Source organism: Streptomyces sp. NPDC056452, assembly GCF_042796085.1.
In the GTDB taxonomy this organism is placed as follows: Bacteria; Actinomycetota; Actinomycetes; order Streptomycetales; family Streptomycetaceae; genus Streptomyces.
Genome location: NZ_JBHTRI010000033.1, coordinates 59,516 through 71,986, shown reverse-complemented (window position 1 = coordinate 71,986; position 12,471 = coordinate 59,516). Strand labels below are relative to the sequence as shown.

Genomic DNA, 12,471 nt, shown 5'->3' with positions numbered 1-12,471 from the left:
CGGAAGAAGACGAAGGAACGGATCCAGCAGTGTGGCGCGCTGCTGTTTCTGGTCTGGTCGTGCGTGGTCCGCCCTGTGGCACCCGGCGGAGCGGCTTGCGCGGTCACCGCCGGTACACCATCAGTGACGTGTTACCAGCGTGACTCAGGGGGTTGGGGTCCGCAACTCGCGGTGTCCGTACGGAACCGTTGCGTCAGGTCCGCCGCCCGCCCGCGCGGCGCAGCGCCTCCAGGAACCTGCGCACCGGAGCGGCCCCGCCGGGCCTTCGGTTGCGCTGCCCCATGGTCAGCCGGTAGCGCACTCCGTTGACCCGCGCGACCGCGGAGTCCGCCGCAAGGAACCATCGTTTGCCCGCGCTCACGGTGGTCACCGGGGCGCTGTCGATCTCCCGGCCGTTACTGGTCAGCAGCGCCAGCCGGCCGTCCTTGACGACGACTTGACCGGCCCGGGTCAGCGAACGGGTCCACCGCTCGATCCTGACTCCACTCGCACTGAACTCTGCCTCGGACATGGCGACTTCGCCCCCCTTGTACCGGCTTCTGATGGGAAGTCTGCCCGCATCGGGGCCTTTGCACCAGGTCGCATCAGGCCGGAACCGTGCGTTTCGGGAGCGGATCCCAGGCACCACGGGCACCTGCTGCCACGCAGGGCCAAGGAAGGGCTATGGGGTATCAAAGCGATCGTTTGCGCAGGTGGGGGGAATATCGTGGTGGTGTCGGGTACCGGTGACACGAGGAGGAGATCGCTGATGGACACCAGTGAGCACAGACGTGACGGCGAGATCGCGACCACCACGGACATCGACCGCAGCGATCCCGACTACCGTGCCTGGCTCAAGGAGGCCGTGCGCAAGGTCCAGGCGGACGCCAACCGTTCCGCGGACACCCACCTCCTGCGCTTCCCCCTGCCCGAGCAGTGGGGCATCGACCTCTACCTCAAGGACGAGTCGACGCATCCCACGGGCAGCCTCAAGCACCGGCTCGCTCGTTCGCTCTTCCTCTACGGGCTCTGCAACGGCTGGATCCGTCGCGGCAAGCCGGTCATCGAGGCGTCCAGCGGCTCGACAGCCGTCTCGGAGGCGTACTTCGCGAAGCTGATCGGTGTCCCGTTCATCGCGGTGATGCCTCGCACCACCAGTCCCGAGAAGTGCCGGCTGATCGAATTCCACGGCGGACAGTGCCACTTCGTCGACGACTCGCGGAAGCTGTACGAGGAGTCCGCAGCCCTCGCCGCCCGCACCGGCGGCCACTACATGGACCAGTTCACCTACGCCGAGCGGGCCACGGACTGGCGCGGCAACAACAACATCGCGGAGTCCATCTACCAGCAGCTCAGGCTGGAGCGGTACCCGGAGCCCGCGTGGATCGTCGCCACGGCCGGAACCGGCGGTACCTCGGCGACCATCGGACGCTACGTGCGCTACATGCAGCACGACACGAAGATCTGCGTACCCGACCCGGAGAACTCCTGTTTCTTCGACGGGTGGACCCGGCAGGACCCCCTGGCGACCAGCGACTGCGGATCACGCATCGAGGGCATCGGCAGGCCCCGCATGGAGCCGAGCTTCGTGCCCGGCGCCATCGACCGGATGATGAAGGTGCCGGACGCGGCGAGCATCGCGGCCGTGCGCGCACTGGAGCGGGCCATCGGCCGCAAGGCCGGCGGCTCCACCGGCACCGGGCTGTGGAGCGCGTTCAAGCTCGTCGCGGAGATGGTCGGCCAGGGCAGCACCGGGAGCATCGTCACGCTGTTCTGCGACCCGGGCGAGCGCTACCTCGACAAGTACTACTCCGACAGCTGGCTGAGCGAGCAGGGCCTGGACATCGACCCGTACACGCGGACCATCGACCACTTCCTGGCCACCGGCAGCTGGCCCGCCTGAGCCGGGGTCGTTCGTTCTCGTCGTACCCATCCGAAGTGCGACTCTCGTCCGCCCCGAGCCCACCTGCACAGATCACCGCATGATCGAGCGAAAGACAGCCGGACCGTCGTCCGGTGAGCCGCCCTCAGCCGTGGGGCCTCGGCGGCACCCTCAGCTTGTTCTTTGTCCAGCGGCCTCGAACCGAGCCGCTCACCTGGGGATTCGCCGGGCGCGCGGGCGGCCTTCGTCTGATCATGTGCTCCGACCGAGGTGCACGTGACCACGACGAAGCCGTGAGGGTGAGTCCTCTGCCTGATGCTGTCCGGAGGGAAGCGTTCGCGGAGGCGTCACAAAAGAACAAGCCCAGTGCCCGGCGTGCGCGGTGGTCGACCCACCCGGTGCCCGGTCAGGGCGGGCCGGGAGCGAAGGACAGCATGCGGGCTTCACGTTGGTCGTCGTCGCCGCTCAGGCCCGCCGGCGTGAGGACGACCCGTCCGCCGGCGTATGCCAGCCGCCCGCCGGCCATCTCGTACTCCTGCGCCGTGGTCGATGCGGGGTGTCGCAGCACCACCTTCTCCGTACCTGCGGCCCCCGGGCCCATCAGGAAGGTCCGGCCGGGGCGGCTCGGTGTGGCCGACTCGTAGACGAGCACCGCCTTGCCCTTCTCCGCACGCAGTGGGTGCAAGGTGCGCAGATCGTTGTTCTTGACCCCCCAGAGGAACTTCCCGGTGGCCAGGTCGTACAAGCCGATCCTGTCGTTGCCGCCCAGAACGATGTGGCCGTTGCCGACCGCGGTGCCGCGACATGGCTGGATGTCGCCGCCGCTCCCGTCCCCGGCGCATCGCTCGATACTCTTGCCCCGTGGGTCGATGGTGGTACCGGGCTTTCCTCCCGGGCCCAGGGCCACGACCCGCCAGTCGTCGATGTGGTCCACGGCGTTTTCCGTGGTGAAGACGACCGGATCGACGGAGATCATGCTTCCGACCTGCCATCCGGTCCTGGTCCGGTGGCGCCACAGGACCTTGCCGGTGAGCGGGTCGATCTCGCGGAGCTGGCTGTGGTTCTTGCTCTGGTCGATGTCGATCGCGCAGTCGGACTTCACCAGGAGCCGGGAACCGCCCGCCACGTCGTCGGGGAAGCACTTCCCCGGGTTCTCCCAGGGGATGTCGAACAACTCGGTACCGTCATCGACCCGATAGGCGGTCGCCTTCATGCTCCGGGCGATCGCGAAAGTACCGGCGCTGATGGCGCTGTGCACGATGAACGTGTTGTCCCCGTCACCGGTCTCGGGGAGCTCCTTGTGCCATCCCGGCTTCCCGGTCCTCAGATCGACCATCTGCAGTTGGTTGCACCGGTTGTTCCTCCCGGAGTCGGCCCTCTTGTGGTGGACGAGCACGACCTTGCCGTCGGGCGTGGGGTTGACCGGTGTCTCGCAGACGGGGGTGGGCAACGGCATGCTCCAGACCTCGGCACCGTCCGAGAGGCGGTAGGCCGCGACCCTTCTGTGCAGGGCCTGGACGACGGTGTCGCCGACGATCCACAGGTCGTAGAGTTTCTGGCGCCCCCTGGGAAGATCGGTGCTGTCGTCGACGACCCATGCCGCTGCGTCCCCCGGCTTCCGTGCGGCACTGATCTCCTCCGGGGTCGGGATGTGCTTCGCCTGCGGGGTGCTGACCGCCGGGGAACCGGGCGGGGCCGTCGGCGCGGAGGGGCTGGATGATTCCTTCGCCACGGGGGTGGCGGACCCGTCCTCTCCCCGGTCGACGAGGGCGTACACCCCTCCTCCCACGGCTACGAGCAGAAGGGCGACGGCGGCCGCGATGACCGGTGCTCCGCCGAAGCGCCGCCGGCGCGGTGGCGGTCCGGGCGGTGGCCCGAAGCCTTGCGAGGCATACGGGTTGCCGGGAACGGGCTGCTGCGGCGAGCCCGGTGTATACCAGGGCTGCGGCGGGTTGGGCATGGGTCTTCCCCCTGAGACGTGCCACTCGGTCAGGACTTCTCGGGCTCAGGCTCGGGAGACGCCGGGGCGGAGGTGTGCTCCGTCGTCTCACGAGGCCGCCCGCGAAGATCACTGGTATGGACGCGACACGCGCCGATGCGGTTCTCCCGCAACGGCAAGGGACCGCACGTTCGCTGAGAAGCCGTCAACCACCCTCGACGCGGCTTCCTGGGGACGCAGTTCGCCCTCGCTCTCGTGGTCGGCCTCCTGCACGCGCCGATGATCAGCGAAGTCTCGGCCGCCCCGTCGTCCCAAGCCCCCCCCTCATTGCCGCCAGGCATCACGATGATTGACGAAGGCACCAGCTGCGGTTCCGGCGGCTGCCGGCGCGCCGCGACTGTCACCAGCGAGGACGGCTTGTCCCACCCGGAGCTTGTCCGCAAACTGGGCCTCCAGCCGGAGCTGACGCTCGGGCCTGGATGGTCTTCGGTATGCCGAGCATCGGCTCGTCACAGGGCGCAATCAGGGGTGAGCGGAGTCGATTTGGGATCAGATAGGAGCGAAGGGCTGGAAACGGCCCCTCGTGGGCCGTCGTCGGCAACGCTCGTCAGGCGGTATTGAGAACGCTCTTTTCGTGACTGTTTCTGATCCTTGGTGGAGTTCGCGCAGGCGTGACTGTCATGATCAGGTCATCAGTCGAGGTGGGGGGAACTGTGACGGGGTTCGAAGTCGCATTAGTGATCCTGGCGAGCGGCTATGTGGCCGGCGGAGCGTATGACCGTGTGAAGGGGGCCATAGCCGATCGCCGAAGGGCGAAGGAGAAGGTGCTGGCAGGGCCCGAACCAGTCTGCGGATGTGGGCATCACCTTGCGTATCACGATGCCAAGGAGGGGCTTTGCTACGCATCCGTCAAGGACGGCAACGGAGATAAGGTCAGTAACGGCGACGCTGGAAGGTCCCCCCGGCGATGCAGGTGTCGGCAGTATGCGGGCCCCGAACCATTGGCCACGTTGTATGCGCCTGAGTTGACGACGTCTGCGGGAGAACGCCCTGCTCGGCAGGCAGGTGACGAGGAAATGCCGGGCCGCTGACGGATTCCGCTGGTGGTGGCGGGATGAGCCGCAGAGCGGGCTGGCCTCTGGGCGGCGGTGGTGACCGTGACCGCCGGATGCCGGTTGCCCCTTCTGCGGGAGCTTATGGCGCTGCGGGCACTCAAGGGCCGGCCGGCCGAGTTCCTCCCCCTGCGGCACGCCAGAAAGCCGAACGCCTATGAATCCGTGAGACCGGTCAGGGACAGAATGTCGTGAGGTGGGAGACTCCACGAGAGACTTTTCACTGCCTCTCGGACGACGACCCTTCGGGCGCGACGAAGAGGCAGATGCTCCGAGCAGGTCCTGGCTCAAGGGCTGTCGAGCAGGGCGTCGAGCACCCGCCCGAAGACCCGGCGGCCCGCACCCGAGAGCAGCGGATCGCCCCACCCGGGCAGCAGCCGTACGCGCAGCTCCTCCACCCACACCACGTGCGAACCCTCGCCGGTCGGCCGGACATCGATCGACGCCCTGCCCAGCACCATCCGGCCGCGTTTCTCCAGCCGGCAGATCCCGGCACGGCCGGCCACCGGCGGCGTCCACCGCACCACTTCCATCGGATCGTCGAACCCGAACGGCCCGAGACCCGTACGAGCAACGAATACCGTCCCCACCCGGGTCGGCGTACCTGTCGGGACGGTGACCGACGTCATCGGCACGGGGCCGGCGTGCGCCTCCCAGGCAGTCACCCGCCGCCACGCCTCGGCGGCGGGGAGGGGAGTGAAACGCTCGATCCGGAAGACGGCCACGGCCCGATCCTAGGACGTCCGCGGCCTGTCAGAGGCTGAGCGGAACCCACGCGTCCTGGAGCGCGGCTACCGGGGTGCGGAATCGCCCGCCACGACCAGCCCCGGCAGATGCTCCTCGATCTCCTGCCGGGCGCCGTCCGGCAGCCCCGCGTCGGTGACGAAGGAGTCCACCTCGTCCAGCGTCGCGAACGAGCTCAGGCCGACCGTGCCCCACTTGGTGTGGTCGGCCACCACCACGACGCGTCGCGCGGCGCGCACGAAGCGGCGGTTCGTCTCGGCCTCCGCGAGGTTCGGTGTCGAGAGACCGGCCTCGACAGAGATCCCGTGCACCCCGAGGAACAGCACATCGAAGTGGAGCGAGCCGATCGCGCGGTCCGCGACCGGCCCGACGAGTGAGTCCGAAGGCGTGCGCACCCCGCCGGTCAGCACCACGGTGGCCGCTCCGGCCCGGGGGCCACCCCCGGCCGTCGGCCGCTGCGCGTCGTGGAACACGTCGGCGACCCGCACCGAATTCGTCACCACGGTCAGGGCCGGAACGTCCAGGAGGTGCCGGGCCAGCGCGAACGTGGTCGTGCCGCCGGACAGGGCGATCGCGCTGCCCGGCACGGCCATTGCCGCCGCCGCCCGCGCGATGTCCTCCTTGGCGCTGAGCTCCAGCGTCGACTTGGCCTCGAACCCGGGCTCGTGCGTACTCGCCTCGACCAGCGGAACGGCCCCGCCGTGCACCTTCTCGATGACGCCCTGTCGGGCCAGCGCGTCCAGGTCCCGGCGGATGGTCATGTCGGAGACATTCAGCCTGCGGGTCAGCTCGTTGACCCGGACCCCGCCGCGCTTGCGCACCTCGTCGAGGATGAGCGCGCGCCGCTGTTCCGCGAGCAGGTTCTGGTTATCGCTCAACGCCGGGTCCGGTCCTTCCCTCTGGCCGCAGGTCCGACACCGGCCTGCGGGACGCCCTCATCCTGCCACGCAGCCCTGCCGGCGGCGTCACTGGGGAGATTCGGTGAGAGCGATGCGGCAGGCACCCTCCGTCGGAGATGGTGGTGACTGCGCGTCAGCCCGTAGCTCCGCGCCGTGCCCCCGTCCCTTCCCCGCCGGCCGACAGGCCGGCAGGACCAGAGAGCGAGCAGACGACCTTGCCCCCTGCCACCCAGGCCCCGCAGAGCACCGGGGCAGCGCTGGAACTGCTCGTCCACGGCGTCGGCGGAGCCACTCCCCAGGAGATGCTCGGCGACCCCCGTACGACCAGGATCACCGGTGACGCGACGGCCGCCATCTACCGGCGTACCGAGGACATCGAGGCCGAACAGCACCCCGAACGCCATCGGGACGGACCCGTCGCCGAGGCCTACTGCTGGTCCAACCTCACCTCGGGAAACGGCTCCCGCGCCCTGTGGCTGCTGCTGCTCCCCTTCATGGTGGTCAACCTCGCCCACTGGATGCGGCCCACGGCACGGGGCCGCACCGTGTCGGTGCGGCTGTACGGCACGGTGGTGCGGCTCATCGCGCTCAGCCTGACCGTGCTGCTGACCGCCGCCGTCTGCGAGGTCGCCCTCGACCTGGTGGCCTGGCAGTGCGCGGGTGCACCCGACTGCTCCGGCCGGCGGTCCTGGCTCGGCTTCCTGTCGACCGAGCAGGGCGGCTGGTGGTCCCAGCCCGGACGCCGGCTCGCGGTCGCCGCACTCGTGCCCACGGCCCTGGTCGGACTGCTCTGGTACCTGTCCAACCGCACCTGGAGCGCGTACGAGTCGCAGCGCCCGCTGAGCGGGGACGAACATGAGGAGGACACCGCGCACACCCCGGAGACCTCCGCGTCCGCCGCACCGCCCGTCCGTCCCGCCCTCGGCCGGCCCGGGTTCTGGTACGGCCGCCGACTGGTCGCCCGGCTGCGGGCCGCCCACACCGCCGCCGGATTCCTCACCGTCGCAGCCGCGGTGGGGGGAGCCGCCGCCCGGCACGACAGGGTCACCGACGGTCCCGTGCCCGCGGTGATCGGCGGCCTGTTCGAGACGGCCCTCGCCGTGTGCGCTCTGGTGGTGGTCGCGGTGGTCTGCCGCCGGGGCCGCAGCGAGCGACGCCTCGACAACACCCTCGACCGTGCCGTCATCACCTTCCTGCCGGGGACGGCGCTCGCGCTGCTGCTCGTCGGCACGGTGTACGCCGCCTGGTCCCGTCCCGCCTGGGCGTCCTCGGGCACCCTCCCCGGAGAGACCGCCTTCCGCGTGCTCGCCGTCGGACAGGGCGCTCTCGTCGTCCTGCTCGCCGCGGTGGCGCTGAGCCTGTACCACCGCGTTCCCGAGCCGCGCACGACCCTCCGCGGCCTCGGAGGGCCCGCCGTGGCGATGCTCGCCTGCGCGCTCGGCGGTGTGATGACCGGCGGGGTCGCCCAGCGTGTCGCCGACTGGCTCGACGGCTCCGGTACACCCGGCATGGGCGCCGGCTCGACCATAGAGGGGCCGCCCGTGCTTCTCAGCTGGCAGGCTTCCGTCATCCCGGTCCTCCTGCTGCTCCTGCTCGCCCCCCTCGCCTGGCTGGCCGTCCGCACCGGGCTGCGCGCCCGCCGGCTGGGACCCGTGGTCGAGGCGGAGTACGAACAGGCACGGCCCGACCGCGCCCGCACCCGGGCCATCGCGGGGACCAGGGCCACGGCCGCCCTCACCGACTCAGTGCCCTGGCTCGTCGCCCTGGTCTCGGGCGCCACCCTGCTCCTCGGCGCCGGAGCGGTCGCCGGGTCCTGGCTCACCGGCGAGGTGCCCGGCCGGGCGATGGACGGTGCGGTTCCCCTCGTCGAATCCCTCGCCGAGGCGGCCCAGTCGACCGGGTCCTGGATGATCGGCTTCGGATTCGTCCTGTTCGTCACCTGGGGCCGCCGCGCCTACCGCGACGTGTCCGCCCGGCGCACGATCGGCATCCTCTGGGACGTCGGTACGTTCTGGCCGCGCGCCGCCCATCCCTTCGCGCCGCCCTGCTACGCGGAGCGTGCCGTGCCCGACCTTTCCTCCCGGATGTCCGCCTGGACGGCCCGCACCCGGGGCCGGCTCGTCATCTCGGGCCACTCCCAGGGCAGCGTCCTTGCGGCGTCCGCGGTCTGGCAGCTGCCCGACGCGACACGGCGCCGGGTCGCACTGCTCACCTACGGCTCACCGATCGAGCGGCTCTACGGGCGCTGGTTCCCCGCCTACTTCGGACCGGTACCCCTGGACGGGCTGCACCGGTCCGTGCACTGCTGGCGCAACCTCTGGCGGGCGACGGACCCGATCGGCGGCCCCGTCCGCATCGACGAGAGCCAGGGCCCCGAGGTGGACCGGGGCCCCCTGAAGGACCCGCTGGTCTACGGCCGCACCCCTGAACACCCGTTGCCCGAACCGATCCTGGGACACTCGGACTACCAGGCCGACCCGGTCTTCGCCGTGGAGCGGGCCGCACTCCTGGAACGGCTCGGACCGGTCGTGCCCCACCAGACCGGCGGGGAGACTCAGGGGAGTTCGGGAAGGTCCTCCGGATAGAGCAGGGTGAGGTCGTCCGTGCTCGGCTCGGCGAGCTGGGCGACCCGGCCCGCGTGCCGCTCGACCATCGACTCGAAGGTCTGACGGGCCGTGCGGCCGTTACCGAAGGCGGGGCCCTTGGGAAGCGCTGTGAAGTACTTGAGCAGCGCTTCCCCGGCTCCGTCCGCGAGGCTGTACTCATGCTCCTCTGTCTGCTGCTCGACGATCCTCAACAGCTCCTCGGGAACGTAGTCACTGAAGGTGATGGTCCGTGAGAAACGCGACGCGACACCCGGGTTGACGGTGAGGAAGCGCTCCATCTCGTGCGTGTACCCGGCCACGATCACGACGACGGCGTCCCGGTGGTCCTCCATCAGCTTCACCAGCGTGTCGATGGCCTCCCGCCCGAAGTCCCGGCCGGAGTCCTCGGGCGACAGCGCGTACGCCTCATCGACGAACAGGACTCCGCCACGGGCCCGTTCGAACGCCTCCTGCGTGCGGATCGCGGTCGAACCGATGTGCTCGCCGACCAGGTCGACCCGGGACACCTCCACGAGATGGCCGTGCTCCAGCACGCCGAGCGAGGCCAGGATCTCGCCGTACAGGCGGGCCACCGTCGTCTTGCCCGTACCGGGGGAGCCGGTGAACACGAGGTGCCTGCGCACCGACGCCGCCTTGAGGCCCGCGAGCCTGCGGCGCCTGCCGACCTCGATCATGTCGGTCAGCGCCCGCACCTCGCGCTTGACGCTGTCCAGACCCACCAGCGCGTCCAACTCCCCGAGGACGGCGCCCGAATCGCGCACCGGCTCCGCCGGAGCGGGCGGGGCGGCGGGTTCGGCGGCGCGCTGTCCCGGCATCGCGCCGAGCAGTCCGGGCGTCGACTGGGTCGCCGTCAGGACCGGCGGGGCCGGGGGAGTGGCACCGCGCAGTCCGCTCTCGTCGCTGGTGCAGTCCTTCACCACCGGACCACCGCTGAGCCCGTCGCCCGGGAAGCCCGAGCCCTCCGCGAACTCGTACCCGCCGCGGGCGCACCGCTCGGTGCGGCAGCGGGTGAGCGTGGAGCGGCAGCCGTCCATGACATGGAAGCCGTAGCCCTCGCTCCCGGTGACACGGCAGGTGTCGAAGGTGCCGCGGCCCTCGGCGGAGACGTAGAAGCCGGCCTCGGCGGGCGAGGTGACCGTGCAGCGCTCGATCGTCGGGTCGGCGCCCTTGGTCACGATGACACCGGTCTGGGCGGCGTCGATGGTGCAGTTGTTCAGGGTTCCGCCGCTGCCGTGATCACGGAACCACGCTCCGGTCGACGCTTCGCGGATCCGGCAGTCGTCGAGCTGGGCGGTGGCGCCGTCGCTCACCGAGACCGCCGTGTTGCGGATCTGGGACAGATCGCTGTCCACCACATCGGCGCGCGAACCCCGGTCCAGGACGAAGAGGGCATCGGGAACGTCGTGGACGCGGCACGAATCGAGTATCACGGTGGCGCCGTCGCTGACCCACACCGCGGGGTAGTCGCCCGTACTGTCGTGGATCTCGCACTGGTTGGCATCGACACGGGTGCCCGGGTCCCAGACCGACAGGCCGTTGCGGCCGAACCTGCGCACGGTCGAGCGGGTCAGTGTGAGGACGGAGCGGGACCGCAGGTCGACCGCGTTCTCCGGGATGTCGTGAATGTCACAGTCGGCGAGTGTGAGGACCGCGTCGGTGTCCAGCGTGACCCCGTCCGCGGAGGTGCGGTGCACGGTGCAGTCGGTGAGATGAGCGGCACCGCGGGCCGTGACCTGCACCCCGCTGCCCTTGATCTCGTACACCTCGCAGCCGACCGCCTCCAGACCGCTGCCCTCGCCGGTCACGCTCAGCCCCGCCCCGGAAGCGTGGTGGACACGGCACCGCTCGAGCCTCGGGTGCGCCCCGTCGCGGACCGAGACGCCGGACTGCCCGGCCGACACGATCTCGCACTCCTCGAACACGCCCCCGGCACCGTCGAGTACGGCAATGCCGACGCCGGCCGGATTGTCGACGGTACAGCGGCGCACGGTGGGCCGGGCCGCGCCCCGCACCTCTATCCCGGCGGCCGACCGGGTCACGACGCGCAGATCGGAAAGCTCGGGAGCGCCCTCCTCGATCAGCAGCGCCGGGGCGGCGGAATCCTGGCCCTCCACGTGAAGATCCTGGATCACCGCCGAGGCGCGCACGGTCAGAGGTACGCCGTCGACCGGCGCGATGCGCACGGAACCGACGGATCCCTCCGGGCCGCGCAGGGTCACCGCGCGGTGGACGACGAGATTCTCCCGGTAGGTACCGGGTGCGACGGTGAGGACGTCACCGTCCGCTGCGGCCTCCAGGGCTGCGGTGAGGGAAGCGTATTCGCCCGTGCGGCGGCGCCATCGCGATGTGCCGGTGTGCGTCACCTGGACCGTGCCCTGTGCCATGGTGCTGCTGTGCCCCCACCTCGTGCCGTGTGCGCTGCCTCGTGCCTGTCCGCATGCCCGTGCCACCGGTGTCGCGGCAGCTCCGGGCCCGCCTGCCGAGGAGTCGGGCGGGCCGGTCCACCGTAGCGCGCGCGGCGGCGGCGAGTTGACGAGTCGGCTGCTCATGAGGCCGGTGAAACAGATGGAGCGGCCCGGCACCCGACGTCGCGCACCGGTGGGTTCAGCAGCCCGTCCCGGTCCGGCCCCAGTCGGGACCGGTTTCGGCCCAGGCCCGGTCGAGACGACCGTACCGCCGTTGCATCATGCGCCATACGGCCAGTCGGCGTGCGGATTCCACCAGACCCGCCACGAGCAGGGTCGCACCGATTCCGGCCAGGACCGCATGGGTGCGCGCCGTCGATGTGTCCATGGGGCGGATCACCGGGTTGCCCTGGCCGTCCGTCCAGATCCGTATCCGCGCGCCGGGAGCGGTGACCTCGGACGCCGTGGACACTCTGCCGGTGCGGGCCGTACCGTCCGGGGCATGCCACCGGGCCACCGCGGAGGATCGCGCGGCGCGTTCCGCGACGGCGGCCTCGGGGTCCTGGGCGAAGCGCGAAACGCCGGAGGGTCCGCGCACGACGACAGCCGTGGTGAGGTGCCGCTGCGCATGCTGCGCCCGCACCGCCTGCTGGAGGGCCTCGTCGGTGAGTGAACCGCACAGCCAGCCGAGCACCGGGGCGGCGATCAGCATCAGCAGCAGCGCTGCCAGTGCCCCCCATGCCTCGTGGCGGTCGGTGGGCCTGCACAGGGGATTGTGCCGCCACCGCCGGATTCCCAGGACTGCTCGCACAGTCATGCACCCCCTTCCGTATCCGTCATAGCCCGGAACGGCACTGATCACCTGCTGGGGCGGCGAAGAGAGAGCAACCTCACGCCGTCCAACG

At 70.6% G+C, this 12,471-nt stretch carries 8 protein-coding genes; 2 read left to right on the top strand and 6 right to left on the bottom strand.

Features of this window, described 5'->3' with window-relative positions:
* Window positions 1-193: 193 nt before the first annotated feature.
* A complete protein-coding gene (locus ACFQ6X_RS28135; protein WP_329213767.1) occupies window positions 194-511 on the bottom strand; it encodes a hypothetical protein in 318 nt (105 codons plus the stop codon).
* Between the two features lie 237 nt (window positions 512-748).
* On the opposite strand from ACFQ6X_RS28135, the gene ACFQ6X_RS28130 reads away from it, so the two are divergent.
* Window positions 749-1,882 carry a PLP-dependent cysteine synthase family protein gene (locus ACFQ6X_RS28130; protein WP_383185410.1) on the top strand — a complete coding sequence of 378 codons (1,134 nt, stop codon included), beginning with the start codon at window positions 749-751 and terminating at the stop codon, window positions 1,880-1,882.
* Window positions 1,883-2,267: 385 nt separating this feature from the next.
* Here ACFQ6X_RS28130 and ACFQ6X_RS28125 read toward each other — a convergent pair whose 3' ends face one another.
* The 3 genes from ACFQ6X_RS28125 to ACFQ6X_RS28115 form a co-directional block, all read right to left on the bottom strand.
* The gene (locus tag ACFQ6X_RS28125) at window positions 2,268-3,821 is read right to left on the bottom strand and encodes a PQQ-binding-like beta-propeller repeat protein (RefSeq protein WP_383185409.1); all 1,554 of its coding nucleotides are present in this window, start codon (window positions 3,819-3,821) and stop codon (window positions 2,268-2,270) included.
* Window positions 3,822-5,199: 1,378 nt separating this feature from the next.
* Window positions 5,200-5,637, bottom strand: coding sequence for an SRPBCC family protein (locus tag ACFQ6X_RS28120; protein ID WP_383185407.1), 438 nt, complete (start codon window positions 5,635-5,637; stop codon window positions 5,200-5,202).
* Between the two features lie 66 nt (window positions 5,638-5,703).
* Window positions 5,704-6,534, bottom strand: coding sequence for a DeoR/GlpR family DNA-binding transcription regulator (locus tag ACFQ6X_RS28115; RefSeq protein WP_383185405.1), 831 nt, complete (start codon window positions 6,532-6,534; stop codon window positions 5,704-5,706).
* A gap of 137 nt (window positions 6,535-6,671) precedes the next feature.
* On the opposite strand from ACFQ6X_RS28115, the gene ACFQ6X_RS28110 reads away from it, so the two are divergent.
* Window positions 6,672-9,140, top strand: coding sequence for a hypothetical protein (locus ACFQ6X_RS28110; protein ID WP_383185403.1), 2,469 nt, complete (start codon window positions 6,672-6,674; stop codon window positions 9,138-9,140).
* On the opposite strand, the gene ACFQ6X_RS28105 is transcribed toward ACFQ6X_RS28110, so the two are convergent.
* Window positions 9,110-11,545 carry a right-handed parallel beta-helix repeat-containing protein gene (locus ACFQ6X_RS28105; protein ID WP_383185401.1) on the bottom strand — a complete coding sequence of 812 codons (2,436 nt, stop codon included), beginning with the start codon at window positions 11,543-11,545 and terminating at the stop codon, window positions 9,110-9,112. The genes ACFQ6X_RS28110 and ACFQ6X_RS28105 overlap by 31 nt on opposite strands.
* 220 nt (window positions 11,546-11,765) lie before the next feature.
* Window positions 11,766-12,383 carry a hypothetical protein gene (locus ACFQ6X_RS28100; protein ID WP_383185399.1) on the bottom strand — a complete coding sequence of 206 codons (618 nt, stop codon included), beginning with the start codon at window positions 12,381-12,383 and terminating at the stop codon, window positions 11,766-11,768.
* Window positions 12,384-12,471 lie beyond the last annotated feature (88 nt).

Coding starts and splice junctions, on each gene's coding strand:
- ACFQ6X_RS28135 (WP_329213767.1), bottom strand. CDS start 511: ATGTCCGAGGCAGAGTTCAGTGCGAGTGGAGTCAGGATCGAGCGGTGG.
- ACFQ6X_RS28130 (WP_383185410.1), top strand. CDS start 749: ATGGACACCAGTGAGCACAGACGTGACGGCGAGATCGCGACCACCACG.
- ACFQ6X_RS28125 (WP_383185409.1), bottom strand. CDS start 3,821: ATGCCCAACCCGCCGCAGCCCTGGTATACACCGGGCTCGCCGCAGCAG.
- ACFQ6X_RS28110 (WP_383185403.1), top strand. CDS start 6,672: ATGGTGGTGACTGCGCGTCAGCCCGTAGCTCCGCGCCGTGCCCCCGTC.
- ACFQ6X_RS28105 (WP_383185401.1), bottom strand. CDS start 11,545: ATGGCACAGGGCACGGTCCAGGTGACGCACACCGGCACATCGCGATGG.
- ACFQ6X_RS28100 (WP_383185399.1), bottom strand. CDS start 12,383: ATGACTGTGCGAGCAGTCCTGGGAATCCGGCGGTGGCGGCACAATCCC.